General features: G+C 65.2%; 19 protein-coding genes. 6 read left to right on the top strand and 13 right to left on the bottom strand.

All coding sequences use genetic code 11. From position 1 onward, the window contains the following. Positions 1–114: 114 nt before the first annotated feature. From B7X32_RS21060 to B7X32_RS07665, 5 genes are all read right to left on the bottom strand, one after another. Positions 115–657, bottom strand: coding sequence for an HNH endonuclease signature motif containing protein (locus tag B7X32_RS21060; RefSeq protein WP_366246963.1), 543 nt, complete (start codon positions 655–657; stop codon positions 115–117). A 21-nt stretch (positions 658–678) separates the two neighbouring features. Continuing rightward, positions 679–870: a hypothetical protein gene (locus B7X32_RS07680; RefSeq protein ID WP_292718222.1), complete on the bottom strand. Its 192-nt coding sequence runs from the start codon at positions 868–870 to the stop codon at positions 679–681. Between the two features lie 2 nt (positions 871–872). Beyond that, complete coding sequence (locus tag B7X32_RS07675; protein ID WP_292718220.1) at positions 873–1,178, bottom strand: hypothetical protein; 306 nt, start codon at positions 1,176–1,178, stop codon at positions 873–875. 119 nt (positions 1,179–1,297) lie between these two features. Beyond that, positions 1,298–1,783: a hypothetical protein gene (locus B7X32_RS07670; RefSeq protein WP_292718218.1), complete on the bottom strand. Its 486-nt coding sequence runs from the start codon at positions 1,781–1,783 to the stop codon at positions 1,298–1,300. Positions 1,784–1,842: 59 nt separating this feature from the next. Next, entirely contained in the window at positions 1,843–3,012 is a 1,170-nt protein-coding gene (locus B7X32_RS07665; RefSeq protein WP_292718216.1) for a hypothetical protein, read from the bottom strand. A gap of 255 nt (positions 3,013–3,267) precedes the next feature. Between B7X32_RS07665 and B7X32_RS07660 the strand changes: the two genes are divergently transcribed. The 3 genes from B7X32_RS07660 (at position 3,268) to B7X32_RS07650 (ending at position 6,729) form a co-directional block, all read left to right on the top strand. After that, a complete protein-coding gene (locus B7X32_RS07660) occupies positions 3,268–4,482 on the top strand; it encodes a tyrosine-type recombinase/integrase (RefSeq protein ID WP_292718214.1) in 1,215 nt (404 codons plus the stop codon). Next, positions 4,472–4,873, top strand: a complete 402-nt coding sequence (locus tag B7X32_RS07655) for a hypothetical protein (RefSeq protein ID WP_292718212.1) — start codon at positions 4,472–4,474, stop codon at positions 4,871–4,873. The genes B7X32_RS07660 and B7X32_RS07655 overlap by 11 nt, the downstream gene beginning before the upstream one ends. Positions 4,874–5,640: 767 nt before the next feature. Continuing rightward, on the top strand, positions 5,641–6,729 hold the full coding sequence (locus tag B7X32_RS07650; protein WP_292718210.1) for a hypothetical protein: 1,089 nt from the start codon (positions 5,641–5,643) through the stop codon (positions 6,727–6,729). 56 nt (positions 6,730–6,785) lie between these two features. On the opposite strand, the gene B7X32_RS07645 is transcribed toward B7X32_RS07650, so the two are convergent. Genes B7X32_RS07645 through B7X32_RS07635 form a run of 3 tightly spaced genes read right to left on the bottom strand, consistent with a single transcriptional unit; the run spans position 6,786 to position 9,411 of the window. Further along, positions 6,786–7,652, bottom strand: coding sequence for a hypothetical protein (locus B7X32_RS07645; protein ID WP_292718208.1), 867 nt, complete (start codon positions 7,650–7,652; stop codon positions 6,786–6,788). Beyond that, complete coding sequence (locus B7X32_RS07640; RefSeq protein WP_292718206.1) at positions 7,649–8,578, bottom strand: S-4TM family putative pore-forming effector; 930 nt, start codon at positions 8,576–8,578, stop codon at positions 7,649–7,651. The genes B7X32_RS07645 and B7X32_RS07640 overlap by 4 nt, the downstream gene beginning before the upstream one ends. An 8-nt stretch (positions 8,579–8,586) precedes the next feature. Beyond that, entirely contained in the window at positions 8,587–9,411 is an 825-nt protein-coding gene (locus tag B7X32_RS07635) for a hypothetical protein (RefSeq protein WP_292718204.1), read from the bottom strand. 364 nt (positions 9,412–9,775) lie between these two features. Between B7X32_RS07635 and B7X32_RS07630 the strand changes: the two genes are divergently transcribed. Beyond that, on the top strand, positions 9,776–11,227 hold the full coding sequence (locus tag B7X32_RS07630; protein WP_292718202.1) for a hypothetical protein: 1,452 nt from the start codon (positions 9,776–9,778) through the stop codon (positions 11,225–11,227). 176 nt (positions 11,228–11,403) lie between these two features. Here the strand turns inward: B7X32_RS07630 and B7X32_RS07625 are convergent, their stop codons facing one another. Next, on the bottom strand, positions 11,404–12,687 hold the full coding sequence (locus B7X32_RS07625) for a tyrosine-type recombinase/integrase (RefSeq protein ID WP_292718200.1): 1,284 nt from the start codon (positions 12,685–12,687) through the stop codon (positions 11,404–11,406). 38 nt (positions 12,688–12,725) lie between these two features. After that, positions 12,726–12,950 (bottom strand): hypothetical protein, encoded by a 225-nt coding sequence (locus B7X32_RS07620; protein WP_292718198.1) that lies wholly within the window; start codon positions 12,948–12,950, stop codon positions 12,726–12,728. A 423-nt stretch (positions 12,951–13,373) separates the two neighbouring features. Here B7X32_RS07620 and B7X32_RS07615 point away from each other — a divergent pair, with 423 nt between their 5' ends. Together B7X32_RS07615 and B7X32_RS07610 are read left to right on the top strand one after the other, a co-directional pair. After that, the gene (locus tag B7X32_RS07615) at positions 13,374–13,739 is read left to right on the top strand and encodes a cupin domain-containing protein (protein ID WP_292718196.1); all 366 of its coding nucleotides are present in this window, start codon (positions 13,374–13,376) and stop codon (positions 13,737–13,739) included. 133 nt (positions 13,740–13,872) lie between these two features. After that, entirely contained in the window at positions 13,873–15,342 is a 1,470-nt protein-coding gene (locus B7X32_RS07610; protein WP_292718194.1) for a YibE/F family protein, read from the top strand. 57 nt (positions 15,343–15,399) lie between these two features. Here the strand turns inward: B7X32_RS07610 and B7X32_RS07605 are convergent, their stop codons facing one another. The 3 genes from B7X32_RS07605 to B7X32_RS07595 all read right to left on the bottom strand — a co-directional run. Next, positions 15,400–15,582 carry a hypothetical protein gene (locus tag B7X32_RS07605; protein WP_292718192.1) on the bottom strand — a complete coding sequence of 61 codons (183 nt, stop codon included), beginning with the start codon at positions 15,580–15,582 and terminating at the stop codon, positions 15,400–15,402. Between the two features lie 89 nt (positions 15,583–15,671). Further along, positions 15,672–16,595: a diacylglycerol kinase family protein gene (locus B7X32_RS07600; protein WP_292718190.1), complete on the bottom strand. Its 924-nt coding sequence runs from the start codon at positions 16,593–16,595 to the stop codon at positions 15,672–15,674. Positions 16,596–16,659: 64 nt separating this feature from the next. Beyond that, positions 16,660–19,034: bifunctional [glutamine synthetase] adenylyltransferase/[glutamine synthetase]-adenylyl-L-tyrosine phosphorylase (locus B7X32_RS07595; protein WP_292718188.1), on the bottom strand; the 2,375-nt coding region annotated here is incomplete at its 5' end.

Raw genomic sequence — 19,034 nt, 5'->3', positions numbered from 1 at the left:
CTGGGCCGTTTGACGCCCATCGAGTTCGAGACCATCATGAACACGACCGTCGCACTGGCGGCGTGACTACAACCTGTCACCTATCCGTGCAGCAGTCCCAAAAGTCCGCCGGCCTCAGCGGTTCGGATCGCACAGGTGCGTCGCTCGAGCGGTGGCGGTGCCGCATCGTGCACACTTCGGCACGATGCGTTCGCTGTTTGTCCGCTTGGGGCGCGGCGTGTGCTGCAGGGTGAACCACATGGGCGGTAGCCGTAGCCCTGATCGCCACTCGATGACCGTGTGCCCGCTCTTGCTGCTGTTACAGGACCGACAGCACGGGGCGAGGTTGCCCTCGTAGTTCGTACCGCCGCGGATCAGAGGCAGGACGTGGTCGATCGTGTCGGCTGGTCGTGCCGCGCAATAGGCGCAGGTACGGCGCTGCTGCTTCCACCTTGCGAGCAGCGCGCGCCGCTGCACGTAGGTGAGACCTGGCGCCGCGTTCTCACGCTGGCCCCGACGAACCCGAACGTCGGCGGGGTGGCGGATCCTGCGGGCCCTGGCTGCCCACCTGCTCGAACATCCCCGGGAGCAGAACCGCCGCGGGCTGGCCGCTCGCGCACGGTATGTCGTGCCGCACTCATCGCAGGCCCGATCGATCTGTGTCAAGCGGCGCCCCATGGTGGCCTCCGCTCCGGTGGTTCAGCGGCGGGTGCGCTCGAGGACAACGCCGATCGCGTCGGTGAGCATGGCCTGCGCATCGGACGCGGTCATCAGGGTCAGGTCGAGGGACTGCGCGGTCAGCTGCGCCTGCACCTCGGCGTGCACGTCGTCCACCTCCTCGGTGGTGAGGCCACGCCATAGGCCAGCAGCAGCGATGATCCATCCGAGCATGATCACGTCCAGTCCGGTGAGGTGGTGAGCTCGCGCCCCGTCTCGCCTCGACGCTTCGCGTTCGTGCGGTGCGCTCCCCCGCTGTAGTTGCAGGACGCGCACTGGGGGCCGTAGTTCGCGGGATCGTATGGATCGGTGAGGCCGAGGTCGACGTCGACGTAGTGGCCGACGGTGATCGCCTTCGGGTCAGGCTTCCGTGCTGATGCGAGCAGCTCCTTGCCGCATGACCAGCACGGCTGCACCTCACCACGGGAACGCACCTCGGCGAGAGCGCGCGCATGTCGAGGATCCTTGTGCACCGCGCTCACGACTACCTCCGTGCGGGAGTGTCTCCCCCAGCTGAGTGCCCAGCCCATGAACGCACGCCAGGTGTTCAGCCAGACGCTGACCGGGCAACCCTGATGGATCGCACCGCGCGAGGAGCCTACTAGCGGGGGCCCTTCGCGCTCTCCCGCTTCGCTTCACGCTGTTCGTTCTGCAGCGCATCCCACAATAGGTTCACAACGATGAGGAGAGAAAGCACTACATACGCCAGTGCGGCGGCACCTATCCCACTCAAGGCGCATGCAACTATGTGTACGACGAGAGGTGCACAGTCAAGGTCTAGATTCGCCAGGATGAATACGGCAATCGCCGCGACCACAGAAGCCAGCAAGCTAGCCAATGTATGCGCTGCAGCTTCATTCAGCGCACGCACATCGATCTCATCCACATCTCTATGGCGAGACATGATCCGTTCGCGCCAACTTGCTATCTGTGCGAAGCCAGTGAGGAGCGCCCCTGCGAGAAGGGCACATGCCGCCAATAGTTGGTCGGCGTGCGAAAAGACAAGCTGGAGGCCACCCACGACAATCCCAACCAGGAGCGGCAGGCCGAACAGTACCCACAGTGCGACCGTGTCGACCGGTTCCACTCCCGACAGCCGCCGTTTTCGTAGCCCGTCCGACAGCCCGCGAAGGAGCGGTCGAGGATCTAGCCTTTCAGACACTCCTCCACCTCACGGGGATCGATGGTGCTAATTGGAAGGCGCTCCTGCCTGGCGATAGTCGCGACGCGAGGGGCGACGCGGTCGTAGTAGAACCAGGTTGATGGCGGCCCGTCCGAGACGGGGTAGGTGAACACATCCCGCAACGTGTCGACCGCGATCGTGGTTGTATCGCGTGCATCGCTACGCACGCTGATCGCGGCATTCTCATAGCGGTCACCTTCGTCTTCGTCCAGGAGGTCCCTTTCGTAAAGCAAAGCAGCAAGCTCCGACACTCCCTCGACCTGCGTCATCTTCTCGCCACGTCGGCGTCGGGCGGACCACGTGCGACCGATCGCCCGACCGACATCTTGCACGTCGGCGTCACGCAGCGTGATCCGAAGGACACGACTGACTTCGGGGCGGTTGGAGCCACGACTTGACGCACGCGTGCTTTTGAAGGTCGCGGTCGCAGAGTCTGCGCCACTCAAGATCGAATCAAGGTACTCGTTGTCGGCGGCCTGATTGGCCTCGAAGAGGAGTTTGAAGTGAACCTGCTTGGCGGGAAGGGGCTCGCGTCGTTCACGTGCCTTCTTACGATCCAGCTTCTCCCGTGCTTCCGCCTTCTTGCGGCGGTCGTAGCTCTCGCGAGTCATCAAACTCAATAGGCGCTTGAGCGGATCCCGGCGCTTGATGGTCTGCACCACGATGAGGAATCGGTCCTCGATATCGCGCGGAAACAGAAAGGCTACCGAATGGTCTTGCTCTGGAGACCACTTCTCAAGATTCTTCGGCTTCTTGGCCGTCCGGGTTGCCTGCCTGTGGCTACCCGATTCACCCATCGCGACCGCAACGTGCACCATGCCTTGACTCACTACGACGGGTTCGTGGACCGTGACACTCACCGTGGGCTTTTCCGGTTCCCCGTTGTCGGGTGGCCGCGGAGCGAAGGTCTTCGTGCCCTGTGCGAAGAGGGCCTCGAGCAACTCGATCACTTCGCCGCGGACAGTTGACGAATCAGAAGCGTCTAGTGCGTCCCGCCCCTTGCGCTGGTTCGGGAACGCTTGGACGACGAATACGCGGAAGCCGTGGGCACGAGCCATAGCGCAAACATAGCGAACAATCAGCCGCGCTGCCGATGCGACCAACACCACGGCATCATCCAGAACTCGCTTCATCATTACGGTATGGGGTGACACCGAAGGCCGCGCAACCGCGACACGCCGCAGCTGCCACTCCCGGTATGTCACGATCTGACGGTCGCGGGGGCTTGGGATCCAACCGAATCCGGCCCCGACCAACCCCTCACATCTGTGCGTTGAATCGCTGGCATCGCGGCCTCGATGGTCAGTTCTGAGTTCTCGTAGGTCGGAACTGACCAAGCCACTCAGCGCGGCCTCGCCTTCAGACACGGTGCCACGTATCGTCCAAGGATGAGCACGCGTCGCGCCAGAGGTTCGGGCAGCATCTTCCGTGACCAGCGTGGCTACTGGACGGTTGTCGTTCCGCTTCCGAGCGTCGACGGCAAGAGGAAGCGAAAGGTGTTTCGCTCACGCAGCCGCGAGAAGGTGATGGCACATCTCCGCGCGTTTGAGGATGCGCGGCGGGGCACAGAACTGCCACAGCCATCGATGTACCCGACGAGTTCTGGTACCACCGTGGGTGCTTGGTTTGAGTATTGGCTAGTCGAGTGCGTCTATCCCCAACTGCGGCCGAAGACGGCAGAGGGCTACCGCTCGATCGTCAAGAACCGTATCGTTCCGGCGCTCGGCGCATCAACGCCAATCAGTGAGGTACGGGCATCTGACATTCGCCGCATGCATCACCTAATACGCGAGTCCTGTTCATCCACTACTGCCCTCAATGCTCACGCGGTGGCGGCGCGCGCCTTCCAGGTAGCAGTCCGCGAAGACGAGATTGAGCGCAACCCGGTGAGACTCGTCGACCCTCCGCGGCGCAACTACACGCCCCTCGATGTACCAAGCACGTCAGAGGTGCGGGACCTTCTCAGGATGCTGCAATCGCACCCGGACGGTCTGAGGTGGACCACGTTCATCCTTACTGGAGCTCGGCGCGGTGAAGTGCTTGGGCTCGAGACCGACCGAGTCTCGGAGTCGCACGTCGACATTAGCTGGCAACTTCAACGTCTGAAGCGCGGGCCGAGCGGCCTACCGATCGCTCCCCCAGACTTCCAGTACCGGCACCTCTATGGGGGTTACTACTTCACGCGTCCGAAGACGAAGGCCGGGTGGCGTGTCGTTCCCCTCATCCAACCCCTGTCAAGCATGATGCGAACCCATCTCGCTGAAATGGAACCCAACAAGTGGGGGCTGGTCTTTACCCGCAACGGGCGGCCGATCGATCCTGACTCGCAGACCAAAGCGTGGCGAGAGATCTCCCGAGCGCACTTCGGCCCGGGCAGGCACGTGCGACTTCACGACCTCAGGCATGCGGCCGTAGATCTGCTCTACGCAGCGGATGTCCCCGAGGACGTGATCATCGAACTCGTCGGCCACACGACGCGAGCTATGACTCGCTCGTACAAGAGCCCCGCCAAACTCGACCGCTTGAGCAACGCAATGAGGAGGGTGGAGGGCCTGCTTGACGGCCCTAGCGGGCGACCGGGAACATTCGACCATGGACGATGACTTCGAATCAACATTGCGCCGTATCGTCCGGGAGGAACTTGGCCACGTCGTCGACGACGTTGCTACACGCAGGTTCTCGAACGCCTCCCTTGCTGCAGCGATCCGTGCCGAGATGTCCCGCACGGGCAGAAAAGACAACGAGCTCGTCGCGGTGTTAGGTCTCACCCTTCCCACCGTTCGAAGCCGGTTACAGGGCTACTACGACCTCAAGCCCGGCGAGCTTGAGAAGGTCGCGGCCTTCTTGGGGATCGGCGTTCGAAACATCCTTGAGTCGGCGGCGCTCGGCGATCGACTGGAAGTCATCCGGAGAGGGAAGTTGTTTTCTCCCGAACCCCTTGAAGTCGACGACTGGGCGCAACCCCCTCGACGACGACCTCACGTCAACCCGTGACCCAGTCCGCAGAAAGTCCGCAGAAACCGCATCGAAAGACAACATGCTCCACCAAATGCCATCGCTAGATCCGCCTAATCACGCGGATCCAGGAGGCGCACAACATGAGCCAACACCCCCTCAGGAGTTCGAGCTCTACTTCGGGGTGTAGCTCCAAGGAGGGTTCCGGCGCCGTTCTCTCTAGTCTGCGGAACCCAATGAATACAAGGATCCCCGGCGGTTTCACACCGACCGGGGATCCTTGTATGCACGGAGGTCTACGGGTTTCACCGGCCGCGTTCTCGGCCATCAGAACGATGGCTTTTGTACTTCGGGGTCTGATTCACAGGATGTCTCTGGAGCCGCGCTTCCGGTCTCCGAGGCCAGTAATTTACTGAACCTCAGGCGGCACTTGCCATCTCGGGCTCAGACTGCTTCCCTGAGCCCTACCCCTTAACTCTCAGGCGTCCGAACGGCTCGAATCCGGTCGATGCCCGCGTAGTTTCAGGCCTCACATCATGCGGGACACGTCACGAGATGCATGGTTTGCATGATTCTGGTCCCCTTTTGATCCCCCTTGCGAAGCGCTTAGAAGGGCTCTCTCGAGTTACCCTCCACCGCCATTCTCATTTTGTTGCCGCGTCACGCCGCAAGCGCCAAATTGACCCCTCCAAGGGGTAGACCATCCCCTACTTCAGCGGTGCGGGGACGCCCCGTTAACTCGACAAAGACAGTGCTCCGCTCCCTGGTGTCGCTTGAACGTCACTGCCACCCGCCACACTGGTCTTATGCACCTTCCGATCCAAGCCCAAGCGACGACGCTAGAGCCTGAGCAGGCGACGATCCTCGACGACGAGTTCTTCCTTTCCGATCCGCTCGGTCATTTCTCTGCCCGAATCACGATGCTGCTTGAGGCAAGCCGATCCGACTACCAGGCATCCCCAGAAGTCGAGGCAGAGTTTTTCCGAGCGCTCGGCCTCGAAGGAGCGGATGCGGCTCTCCACTTCGATGTGAAGCATCGCCGTGTCCAGGTGGCGGTTGATGCGCTCTCACTGCGCCACCAGGCCGCTGAAGCGCTCACAAGATTCATCTACGCCCGGGTTGCGGCAACCCCGCGCTCTGGAGACGCCGCATCAATCTGGCTCGCGATCGCTGACAGTCCGACGCCCATGATCAAGGTTATCGAGAGTAACAAGGAGGCCTTCGACGCTGACCAACACCGCTTTCTCCAGCTGATCTTCCCGCCAGGAACGGTCGTCGAGGGCCCGGCCATCGGCGCAGCGGAGACAGCGCTGGAATGGGCTAACCATGCGGTGTGGCTACTGATGAATGATGAACTTTCGATCAATGCGGCGCACAACAAGCTAAAGCACGGTCTGGCCGCCTCAGCGCGTGGAGATGTCCGCATCGAGTTCATCACAACACCGCCGAACGAGGACGGAACCATCCCTGTGAGTGCATTCGGGGAAGGCAAGTCGATGCCCCTCTTCGACCGTCCGATGCTCACCTACTTGAGCCGCCCACCGAGAGAACTTAGGCAAGGGCTGGAGGCGGTCTCGCTTCGGGTTGATCTGAGCGTCGTGCTCGCCGAGACATGGATGTTGGCAACGGTCTACGCGGCCATGTTCCACATCGCGGCACGCGAGCACTACGGCGAGAGTCTCCCCGAGGGTGTCGCGCCGTATCCCACGCTCGTCGTCGGCCGCCTGCCTGAACACGTCATCGGCGGCCAGCCCCTGGGGTATCGGTCGGCGGTGACACTCCCGCCCGACGGAACGACCCGGCCACGCCCGTCAGGCGTCTTCTTCTACAAGAGCTTCTGGCCGATGAAGATCGACTTTGAGAGCAAGACCAGCGGGATCGTCGTCGACGGGTAACGCGGCAACTGGCCAAGGGCAGATCGGATAGCTTTGCGGCGACATGCGTCAGGCGTCTAGTTCGGGAAGCTGGAGCCTAGGATGATTCGCCAGAGACGCTTCGCTTCGTCGTGATCCCCTCGGACTTCAGCGTCGTTCGCTTTGCGGGCGCGCTCCGCTGCCGAGCCGAGTCCTTGGAGCACTTCCTGGCGGGCAGCCGAGGTGAGATAGCCGCTGAGAATTCCGGACTGACCGCCGGGATCGCTAACGTCGAGGTGCGACGGCGCCCACTCGAAGAAGCTGGCGAGCGCGCTCTGCCTGTTGCCGCCGAGTGTCTTGAACGTCCGCGCGGCGATCGTTTCCAGGTGGAAGGAACGGAGCCGCTTCGAATGTGCGTTGTTCCATTTCTTCAGTAGCCGCACCAGCGGTGCCAGGTGATACCCGAGATCGGCGTGCTTCTGGGCGAACCACGCGTTCGCCACGGTGGGGGCCGTGTTGATCCATCCACCATCACCGCCTGGCAGTCCGTAGACGTCGTTGCCGTGGGAGAACACGGGCGCCACATCGACGTGGCCGCCGTTCTGGAAGAAAATCCGGACGGCTTGTCCGCGAGCGCCTACCTGCGCCGTCGACAGTCCGTTGTAGGCGCGGCGCGCGCGGTAAAGGAACGCTTGCGAATCGAATCGGTAGGTGTTCCATGCACCGTTCGCGTTGGAGAAGATCGCTAGGACATCAATGTCGTCCATAGGTCGGACGATGGTGCTCTTCGCGGCCGAGCCCATCAGGATCGCGCGACTGAACGGTAAATCACTCGTGGCGGGAAAGGCGGCGGTGAGGTTTTCCACAACGCGGTCTTTGCGCGCGTTGATGATTGATGTCTTCTGATAGTCAGTGACCGAGATGTCGGTTACGAACTGTGCCATCGCTTGGCTGGTAGTAGTCATTTTCCCTCCGTGCGAGCACGCTTGCTCAGCTGCGCGGCAGCGGACGACATGGCCGCCTCGTTCTTTCGACGCTGAAGCTTGTAGATGAAATCTGGGACGGTAGGGGTGTCGCGGCGCAGCTCGAATAGTGATTCTTGCCAGACGCGGAGGTTCTCCCCGGTGATCGGGTCATCCCCGTTGCCGACTCTGCTTTCGATTTCACGGTAGAGAGCCTCCCGATCCTTGGCTGAGCGAATAATCCCGACGATGTACTCAGTGACGTCGAGGAACGCTGGGAGCAATGGGAGGGCGACGCCGAGCAAGAAGGTCACGAGCGTCAGCCCGGTGACGACGCAGATGGTGGTGAGCGCTGCCGCCCAGAGCACGGAGACAACCGACCAGATTATGCCGGTGAGTCGCAGCAAGCGGTAGCTGTACGCGGCGTTCGAGCGTTGTGCGATAGCAACGGCGACCTCGCCGGGATCATCATCGGCGACGACGTACCATCCGAGCATCTTCTCGCGCGCGGCGACGTCGGCAAGGTCAGAATCAGGCCCCGCAACGAGGGAGATGTCTTCAAGCGACGGGAGCTTTGGGCGCGGAGTCCCCGCCGGCATCTTGTAGACGTAGAAGTCGAACTGCTCCTGCACCGCAGCGGCCTCTTCGGTGCTCTTCTTCTGGACGTACATCAGCAGCGTGCGCCCCAGGAACAACCACGCTCCCGCGATGCTCCCCAGCACCACGCTGCTCTGTGGCCAGATCACCGCCACGATCGGCGCGGCCAACCCGATGACGAGCATCCCGAACCAGCGGATCGAGACCCACCGCTTCGCGCGTGAGTAGAGGCGTTTCTGAGCGATCAGCAGGCGCAACGCGTCAAGTTCGTCCTGACGGCGAAGGAGCGTTACTCCTGTCGCAGGTGGTGTGTACTCGTTGGAATCATTCATGGTCGGCACTACCTGTTGAAGAGCAGTTTCAACTGCTCGATCGCATGGGCGTCCTTGCCGTCCGATTCGAAATCCCTGGCTTTGTTCGCCCGCACGACGGCGGAGCCGAGCTTGGAGAGCGCGTCAAGGCGCTTCGCCTCTGACGAGCACGCCCCGAACCGCGAGCCGAGACCAGTGGGGTCGTTCATCGCCGCCAAGTTCGCGTCGTACATCTTGTTGAGAGCCAGATAGAGATCCCAGAACGGCAGGTATGTCGACTCCCCCTCGAGATGCTTGGCAGCCCGCATCTCCAGATAGCAAGAAGAGATCGGGACGTTGCGGAGGTACTTCCAGATCTTGAGCTGTCGGGCGAGCGCTTTTGCAGCCCCGTTGTGCTTCGTGTTGACGTCGTTGACGTACTTGTTGTGCGACTTCGGATACGACTTCATCCACCCGTCCGCAGGATCGGCGATCCAGTAGCCGCTGTCAGAGGGGTACGCGGGAACAACCTCAACGACTCCATCGGAGAAGTAGCAGACGACGGCTGGCCGGCTGACTCCGATTGTCGTTCCCTGGAACCGTGCCTGCAGTGTCTCCTTGACCCGGTTCAGCATCGTCCATGGTGACGATGGCCGCACGCCCTTGAGAGAGACCATGTAATCCGCGTCGCTGTGCTGCCATACCCCGGTCCCATGGCGCAAAGAACCGATTTCGAACATCTCGTACACGCCGAGGAACGCATCCAGCCGCGACTCGATCGACGCGCGATGACTTTTTGCCGCATCGAACTGCGTCGAGGTCGGCGTGTAGAGGCTGTTCAGGCTGTTCAGCCACGAGCGGGCGGTCTCAGTCATCACTGCGCCTCCCGGCCGACCCGGCCCACGGACAGAGCGCCGTTCGGCGCCGCAGTATCCGAGGAGCCCCTCAGACTGGGTGACACGCCTCCGTCGGCTTGGCGGTCGTCTCGACGAGATCGTCGTGCTGCTCTGCGTCTCATGTGTGCTGGCGCTCCTTTGCGCCAGGGCGCGGGTAAGGTGTAAGTCATCTCGCTTTCTAGGCTACCGGCGACCTCCGACAAGGGTGGGGGGCCTCACCGTCAAGGCGTTGTTGCCTCACGGCTGAGAGCTTGGAACGCTCAACCACGATGAGAGCTTCGGGGCACTCTGACCCGATCCCAATTGCGACCGTCATGTCCGTGGTCGGTCGTAACGTGGAAAGGTGCTTCTCGAACGCCCGTCGCCGCGCTATAGCGACTTCCGCCAAGCCGTTCGACGGTTCACACCATCCTCTTTTCTGCCCGCCCTTGCTGCGCACACCGCTCAGCTCGATCCGCTCATCCGGGGCCGTGAGTTCCGAAACGACGGGCGCTGGCCGTGGGCCGCTTCCGCGATGGCCCGCGAGTCGGTGCTGTACTCCAACGAGCACCGCCACGGCGGCACCCCTACGGAACACGACTTCGCGAAGCTCTACAACTACTTCAACAACGTGTACGAGCCAGAAGACGACCCGAGTGTCTCCGACATCATCACCCCACTGGTCTACGAGCAGTTCGGCTACGGCGAGTCCGAGTTTGAAGAGCTGTCCCGCGTCTGGGCACTCTTCGGCGATCCGACGCTCGGCACCCCAATTCCCTGGGACGAGGTCTTCGGCATGGGACTGGGGGAGGTCGGGCGGGCCGCACTTTTCCTGCATGCCTGGGCAGCCCACAATGCCGGCTATATCGACTTCGCGCTACTGGATGCTCCGCACATGCAGGACGTCTTCGAGCGCGTGCTGCCACGAAGCGATGCCGAGAACCTCATTCGGCACTTCACGACGACGATCGAGGGCGCCCGGTCCCTAAGCTCGGAAGCTCTCGCCGTGCCACGCAACCGGCAGCGCTTCGCTTTCAATCCCTTTGTGGCCCGACCGCTGATCGATCTCGGCACCGGTGGCGTCTACGCACCGCAAAGCATGCTCGTCTCCCGCGCCATCTTTCCGACCAACCTTTACTACGTCGGCATGAAGCAGTGGGGACTTCCGTTCGCTGAGAACCTTGGCGCCCGCGTCGAGCACTACGTCGGCCGCCAGCTGCGGCTCATCGCGGGCGACCACGTCGAGGGCGAGATCACATACGGCAAGGGCGACAAGTCCGTCGACTGGATCTGGGTCACCGACAAAGCCGTGGTGCTTATCGAGTGTAAGAGCACGCGCATGACGCTCGGAGCGAAGGCTGCCGATGCTTCGCTCGGCGCGGTGGTTGCCCGCTCGCTCGGGAAGGCGAGAGTACAGATCGACCGGACAGCCACGCTCATCCACGACCGGCATCCTGCGTTCGTACACATCCCCGATGACCGGCCGGCTATCGGGCTCATCGTGACCGCCGAGCCGTTCTATTTCGGCAACGCCGGGATCCTGCCAGAGTACGGCGCACACGGCAGCACGCCGACACAGGTCGCATCGCTGTGTGAGCTGGAGTACTTCGTATGCCTGGAAGAAGGTGAGGCAATCAGTCTTCTACAGTCTGTACTGGCTGATGCGGAGAAACGTACATGGTCGCTGGCGAGCGTCATGAAGGATCTACGTGAGGTCGGTAAGAACCCGATCCTCGAAGCCGCATGGAAGCACTACGAGTACCTCGATCTTGTTGGGCCCCTCGCAGAATCGGCAACTTCGAGTGACGCCAGCTGAGGGCAGGCCTCGCCAGGAAGCGGCTCGCGAGCCTCACCGCTTCGATGATCCGTAGTCGCTGCGAGCGCGCCGGGAGCCTCCGACGGTCGGCAGACAATGACAGCCCCGCACGCAGTCTCACCCCCATCGCGCGACTTTGAGAGCCTCAAACCAGTCGCGACGACTGACCGAACGGTTCAGGTGTCAATACCCGCGAACACCTCGTCGAGCGCGACGGCGGCGACTTCGACGATGAGTTCGGGCCGCTTTGCATAGTGGCCCTCGGTGATGCTGATATCACTGTGCCCGAGAAGGTCTCGGGCGACCTCGATGCCCGCCGCATCCGACACGGCCGCAGCGACCGCCTTACGGAGACTCCGAAAGGTGAGGTGCTCGGCGTCGACCCCGATCGCGAGCAATTCCGGCTCGAATTCGCGGCGGAACATCCGCAACAGCTCGCCGAGCGCGCTTGCGTCGCGCGGGCGACCGCGCTCGGTCGTGAACAGCAAGTCGTCTGGGTTCCGTTCGGGGTCGGGGACGTGGTTCGCGACGAGCTCACTCAGGACCTTCCCCGCGAACTTCGGGACCCGAACCCAACGCTTCTGCCGCTCCGCCTTGGGTGAGTCCTGACGAAAGAGGCCACGGGACCTCGTGCGCACCATCGTCCCGCCTACCCAGACGAGCACGTCCATGATCAGGCTTCCATCCGGTTGTTCCACCGCCTCGAACCGGACGTCCCGGAACCGGATCGCGATCGGCTCCGAAGTGCGCTCCGAGGTGCCGAGCGTGATCAGGATGTAGTCGGCGAGCAGCTTGAAGTTGGGCCGGCGACCCACCGGGTAGCGCGCCCTGTGCCGCTCTGGCCACACCTCGCGGATGAGATGAAGGATGTGCTTGACCTGCACCGCGTCGAGGTCGAAGTAGACGGTGTCCGGCTCGTCCGCGCGTCTGGTCGCACGGATCGGGTTCGCCACGACGACCGCGCCGTGGCGCGTCTGCTGGAGCGACCCGGCAGCTCTGAAATGGCCTTGCTGAATCGCCCAGTCGAACATGAGTGACATCACGGTCCGGACCTTGTTCGAGGTCGTCACCGACTTCTCCCGAGCGAGATCTATGAGCAGTCCGTCGGCCCTGTCCGCGGTGATGTCAGCGATGCGTATGGCGCCGGCGCGCGGAATGACGTGTGCGCGGACCACCGATGCGTAGCCATCGACAGTCTGCTCCCGGCGCTGTCGCAGCACCCGCGGATCGTCGTCGTGATAGGCCGCCTTGAGCCAGGCCTCTGCGAGCCCGGCGACGGTCATCAGCCGCTCTCGTCGAGCCAGGACCCGGCCGACGATCACGTCGACCGCAGCCTGCAACTCGGCGAGCGCTTCCTCATTGGTCGCCCCGCTGCCACTCGGACGGTGCTCTTTGCCGCCGCCGTCGTAGACCCGACCGCGCGCCACGACGAAGCCGCTCGGATCGACTGTGTACTGCACAGCGCCGAGTTCGCCAAGGGGTCGCCTTCGCCGCCCCATCAGTCGTCCTTCCCGTCGGTCGGCGCAACCAGCTTCCCGGCGATGAACGCGACGATGTCCTCTTCACGGTAGCGAACGTTGCGCGGGGACAGCGCGACGAACGGCAGCCCGAGCCCCCGGCGCCGCGAGCGTGTCGTTCGCCAGTCAGCAAGGGTTCGAACGGGGATTCCCGTGAAGTCGCTGAGTTCGCGCGGGGTCCAGAGTCGGATTCGATCATCGGTCATGCTCAGCAGGTGTGCGGCGTCTCCCATCGACGCCAAGCGACCTCCGCATGACGGCCGAAAATCAAGTGGATGGACAGGTTCTCGGACTGATTCGATGGCGACGGCACGCTTGCACACGCCCGCACTTCCCTTCATTTCTAAGGGAGTGCGGCTGAACAGAACACCTTCCGGGGCACCCGACTTGCCGTCGAGCTCTACTTCGGCGTCTGATCAGATCTTGCGGGACGCCTGCGGCTCGTCCGCAGGCGTCCGCAGAGTCTCAAGAACCCGTCTCAGCATCCCCCGGCTGAGGCGGGTTCTTTCGTGGTTCCACGACGGCCGCGAGCTCTGCCCCTGCTACCGGGCAATCGACTCGGCTGAAACCGCAGGCTTCCACCGCAGGAGCCTGGCCGCATCTGTGAGGTGATCAAGTAGCCTCGTCGCATGGCAGACGACGTCAGGAACCTGCGCGAAGCTCTCTCGGCGATCGAAGACTATTGGCAGCCTCATCGGCTCACGAGCATCAACGACTACGACGTCAAGGTGGTGAAGCTGCAGGGGGAATTCGTCTGGCACACCCATCCCGATACTGATGAGTTGTTCATGGTGGTGCGTGGTCAGCTGACCATCCAACTCCGTGATCGAGACGTCATCCTCAACCCGAATGACGTGTTCGTCGTGCCGCGGGGCATCGAGCACTGCCCGAAGGCTGAGGAAGAAGTGCACGCGATCCTGTTCGAGCCCATGGGGACGGTCAATACCGGGGACGCAGGCGGCGAGTTGACCTCGGAGCTGCGCGAACTCGACTAACCGGTGACGAGCACGTTGGTCCACGCGTCTCCGTCCCCGGCATCCGCGAAGACGCTGCTCGACGCGCGCGCCCGCATACGCGGCTGAGCGCGCTCCGCGGCTTACCGTTGCCTGGGGGCGGAGGAGGACTGCGATGGGCCACGGACACGCACACACATCGTCGGCGCATCGAGACGTCTTCGTCGCCCGTACGCCGAAGCGGATCCTGCTGACGATCCTCGTCGTCATCGGAGTCACCACGATCGTGGGGCTGCTCCTCCTCTGGCCCTCCGGCGGCCTCCCCACCGGACCCGCCTCCGGCGCGGCCCCGAGTCAGGGGGCGACCTATCCGACGGGCGAGATCACCGCCATCACGCCCGGATGCAACGTGGGCCCGTCCTCCGGCGGCTCGGGGCCGACGGGTGGAAACGGATCCCCCGGCGGATCCGGCGGCCCCTCGGACCCGTCTGGCGCCGCAGGCTCCGCAAGTGGAGCGACCGGCTCAGGGACGAACATCGGATCCGGAGCCGCGGCGTCCTGCGCGATCGCCAAGGTGAAGATCGATTCCGGGCAGCGTGCGGGCGACACGGTCACCATCATGCTGAACGGACCGTTCGCGCGCGCCGGGCTCCGTCCCGGTGACCGGCTGGAGCTCATGGAGGTCCGGCTCCCCTCGGCCCCCGGCGTCGTGCAGCCGGGAGGCGTCGATCCCGGGATCTCGGCGTTCGGCGTCGTGCGGACCATCCCGCTGGCGGTGTGGGCGGGACTGTTCGTCGTCATCGTGCTGGCCGTCGGGCTTCTCCGCGGCCTGCTCTCGCTCATCGGACTGGTGTTCAGCGGGGCGATGATCGTCATGTTCATGCTTCCCGCTCTGCTGCACGCGGGACCGGCGATCCCCATCGCGCTCGTCGCGTCCTCGGCGATCCTCTACGTCGTGCTGTACCTCGCCCACGGCGTCTCGATGCGCACGAGCGCCGCCCTCGCGGGAACGCTGGCCGGAGTGGCCGTGACCGCGATCCTCGCGCAGCTCGCCGTGGGCACCACCCGGCTCAGCGGCCTCGACGAGAGCGCCGGCTTCCTGGCGCCGATGGTGCCGCAGGTCGACTTCCAGGGGCTGCTCACCTGCGCGATCATCATCGCGGGACTGGGCGTGCTCAACGACGTGACCATCACGCAGAGCTCCTCGGTGTGGGAGCTGCGCGCCGTCGCCCCCGAGCTGTCGCGGCGGCAGCTCTTCGGGCGCGCCATGCGCATCGGACGCGATCACATCGCATCCACGATCTACACGATCGTGTTCGCCTACGTCGGGGCGTCGCTGAGCGTCGTGCTCCTGCTCTACGTCTACAACCAGCCGATGCTGAACCTGCTGAGCCTCGAGGACATCGCCACCGAGATCGTCCGCACCCTGTGCAGCGGCATCGGTCTCGTGCTCGCGGTGCCGTTCACCACAGCCATCGCCGTGGCGCTGGTCCCGCCGCGTGCGGTCGCCTCCGAGGGCGAGCCCGCGCCGACCGAGCTGCCCGAGGACGATGCCGCCAAGGTCGAGTGGCTGCGCACGCTCCGCACGGTGGAGAGCCCGCTCTTCCCCGCCGCGGACACGAGGACCGCCGGCGAGCGCGGCTGACGCGCGTCCTCACTTGGGAGACCGGCCAGCCTGCGTCGGGGAAGCTCCCCTGGATGCTCACCCCGGCAGGGGCGGGAAGCTCGGGATCGGCACGGGCTTCCCCGAGCGATTCGCGAGCGCGTCCATCCGCGCCTTCGTCTCGACGCTCGGGACGTAGGGATGCCAGTGCCGGGAGACCTCACGATCCCAGTCCGACCCGTCCGCCCGAGGCGCGCCTGGCGCCGGATCCATGATGCTCATGAGACGACGGTAACCAGCCCTCCGACCGCCGAGAAGGGGCTTGCGTTCCGGCGTCCGCTGTGCCCATCGGCCCGCAACGGCTAACCGGCTCAGGCGCGGACCAGCAGAGCCCCAGGGCGGATCCCCGCCCTGAACGAGCGCACCTGACCACGCTCCTCCCCGTCGATCTGGAACGGCTGCGGGCGCCCCAGCTCGACCTCGATGCTGCGGGCCGAGACATGCCGCACCACGTCCGTGCTCGTCGTTTCGCCGCCGAGGAGCCGTCGCAGGCCGTTGTCCCAGACCACGGTACGGACGGTCTCGAACCAGTCCGGGACGCCGTCCGCGCTGATGAGCAACAGGTCCAGCTGTCCGTCGTCCGGCACGGCATCGGGCAGGAGCGTGATCCCGCCCTGGATCGTGCCGCAGTTTCCGATCATGAGCGTGTGGATGCGGGCGCGATCCCGGGGCTCGTCGTCGACGCTCAGCTCCACCGGAACGAGCTCGGTGCCCGCCGCCGCCGCTCCGAGCGCCTTGACGTACGCGAGCCAGCCGGCTTTCGCCTTCAAGTCCTCGTCCGTCTCCTCGAGCATGCGCGCGTCCAGGCCGAGTCCGGCCATCACCACGAACAGGTGCTCGCCCTCGGCCTCGCCGTCGGTCACCTCGATCGTGCCCACGTCGATGTGCCGGGGCTCCGCGGAGAGCGCATGCGCGACTGCGTCGGCCGTCCCCGTCAGCGGCACCCCGAGGTTCCGCGCGAGCAGATTGCCCGTGCCGTGCGGGAGGATCCCGAGGGCGACCTCGGTGCCCGCGAGCACCCCGGCCACGGCGCGGACCGTGCCGTCGCCTCCCGCCGCGAAGACGAGCTCGCATCCGGCTTCGACCGCCTCCTCCGCCATCGCCCGGCCCGGGTCGTCCTCCGTGGTGTCGAACACCCGGATGTCGGCATCGGGAAGGCGCTCCAGGATCGCCTCGCGCACCTCCTCCTCCGACTCGAGCTTCACGGGATTGCGGACCACGCCGATGATCGTCATGGCTCCATCCTCCCTGTGCGACGTCGGGAACGCCGCGAACGGCGCCCGCCAGCCGGAGAACCCGTCAGCCGTAGAACAGCGTCTCGAAGACCTTCCTGGCCCGGCGCGTGACCCGCAGGTACTCCTCCTCGACGGCCGCCGCCGAGCGATCCGGATAGCCGAGGATCCTGCCCACGCCGTCGAGTTCGCGAGGGTCGGCCGGAAGCACGTCCTTCGTCTGCCCCGTCAGCAGCGTCATCGCCGAGCGCAGCCGGCTGGACAGCCGCCACGCCTCGCGCAGGAGGTCGCCGGCGTCCTCCGGCACGAACCCCGACGCGACCGCGACCTCCAGTGCGGCGAGCGTGGAGGTCGTGCGCAATGCCGGCACCTCGTGCGCGTGCTGCAGCTGCACGATCTGGATCAGCCACTCCACGTCGCTCAGCGTGCCGGGGCCGAGCTTGAGATGGCGGCGCGGATCGACGCCCTGGGGCAGCCTCTCCCCCTCGACCCTGGCCTTGATGCGCTTGATCTCCCGCACGGAGGCCAGATCCAACGACGCGGGATAGCGCACGCCGTCGGCGAGCTCGATGAAGCGCTCGATCAGCTTGTGGCTGCCCGCGACGCCTCTGGCCCTCAGCAGCGCCTGCGCCTCCCAGGACAGCGACCAGCGGCGGTAGTACGCCGCATAGGCGTCGAGCGTGCGCACGAGCGGACCGTTGCGCCCCTCCGGGCGGAGATCGGCGTCGAGGTCGAGCGGCAGCCGATGATCCGTGAGGTGCTCGCGGAGGCCCGCCACGATCCGCGTGGCGAGCTGCTGCGCGCGCTGCGGCTCGACGCCGTTCGCGTCGTAGACGAACAGCACGTCCGCGTCCGACCCGAATCCCAGCTCTGCCCCGCCGAAGCGCCCCATCCCGATGACGGAGAAGTCCAGCGCGTCGTCCGCCTCCGGCACGACGTCGCGGCGCACCGCCCGCAACGCGGCCTGGATCGTGGCATCCGTGATCCCGGTCAGTGCGGCGGCGACCTCGTCGATCGTGAGCACGTCCAGAACCGCGCCCATCGCGGTGCGCAGCAGCTCGCGGCGCCGCAGCCCGCGCACCGCGCGCATGGCGTCCAGGATCGTGTCATGCCGAGTCTGGATCGCCCTGGCCTCCTCGTCGAGCGCCACCCGGGGCCGGGGCCGCAGCTGCTCCGTGCTCTCCAGCCAGGCGACGGACTCGGGGATCCACTCCATCAGCTCGCCGACGTAGCGCGATGAGGACAGCACCCGGGTGAGCCGCTCCGCCGCGCCCGAGGAGTCGCGCAGCATCCTCAGGAACCACGGCGTATCGCCGAGGCGCTCGCTGATGCGGCGGAACGCGATCAGACCGTAGTCGGGATCCGTGCCGTCGGCGAACCAGCGCACCATGATCGGCATGAGGTGCCGCTGGATCGTCGCCTTGCGGCTGAGCCCGGTGGTGAGTGCGCCGATGTGCCGGAGCGCGCCGGCGGGGTCGCGGAAGCCGATCGCCGCGAGCCGGTCGTGCGCCTGGCCCGCGGAGAGGGTGCGCTCCTCCTCCGGCAGCGAGGCGACCGCGCTCAGCAGCGGACGGTAGAACAGGCGGGTGTGCAGGTCTCGCACCTCACGGCGCACGTCCTCCCACACGCCGCGGATGCCGTCTGCCGTCTCGGCCAGGCCGGTGGCGCGGCCGAGGACCCGCAGCGCCTCCTCGTCGCGCGGCACGAGGTGCGTGCGCTGCATCTCGCGCAGCTGCAGCCGGTGCTCGATGAGCCGGAGGACCCGGTAGTCATGCGCGAACAGCCCCGCCTCGGCGCGGCCGATGTAGCCTCCGGCGACCAGGGCGTCGAGCGATTCCAGCGTCCCCCTGGTGCGGATCTGCGGATCCGTGAGCCCGTGCACGAGCTGCAGCAGCTGCACGGTGAACTCGATGTCGCGCAGGCCGCCGGGGCCCAGCTTGAGCTGGTACGGCACGTCTTCGGGCGCGATGTGCTCTGTGACGCGCTCGCGCATCCGCTGCACGCTCCCGACGAAGTCCTCCCGCGCCGCGCTCGACCACACCTTGGGCTGCACGGCGCTCACGTACGCCGCGCCCAGCGCCGGATCTCCGGCGATCGCCCGCGCCTTGAGGAGCGCCTGGAACTCCCAGCTCTTGGCCCAGCGGTCGTAGTACGCGACGTGCGAGCCGAGCGAGCGCACCAGCGCGCCCTGCTTGCCCTCCGGCCGCAGCGCGGCGTCGACCTCCCAGAGCGGCGGCTCGGCCTCGATCCCCGCCAGCGCCTGCATGGTCTCGCGGGCGAGGCGCGTGGCGATGTCGATCGCGCGGGATTCGGGGAGCCGCTCCTCGTCCGCGGTGCCGGCGACGTAGATGACATCCACATCGCTCACGTAGTTCAGCTCTCGGGCCCCGGTCTTGCCCATCCCGATGATCGCGAGCCGGGTGAGGGCGATGTCCCGGCGTG

This window comes from Microbacterium sp. 13-71-7 (assembly GCF_002257455.1).
Lineage (GTDB): Bacteria > Actinomycetota > Actinomycetes > Actinomycetales > Microbacteriaceae > Microbacterium.
This window is presented reverse-complemented; position numbering and strand designations above follow the sequence as displayed.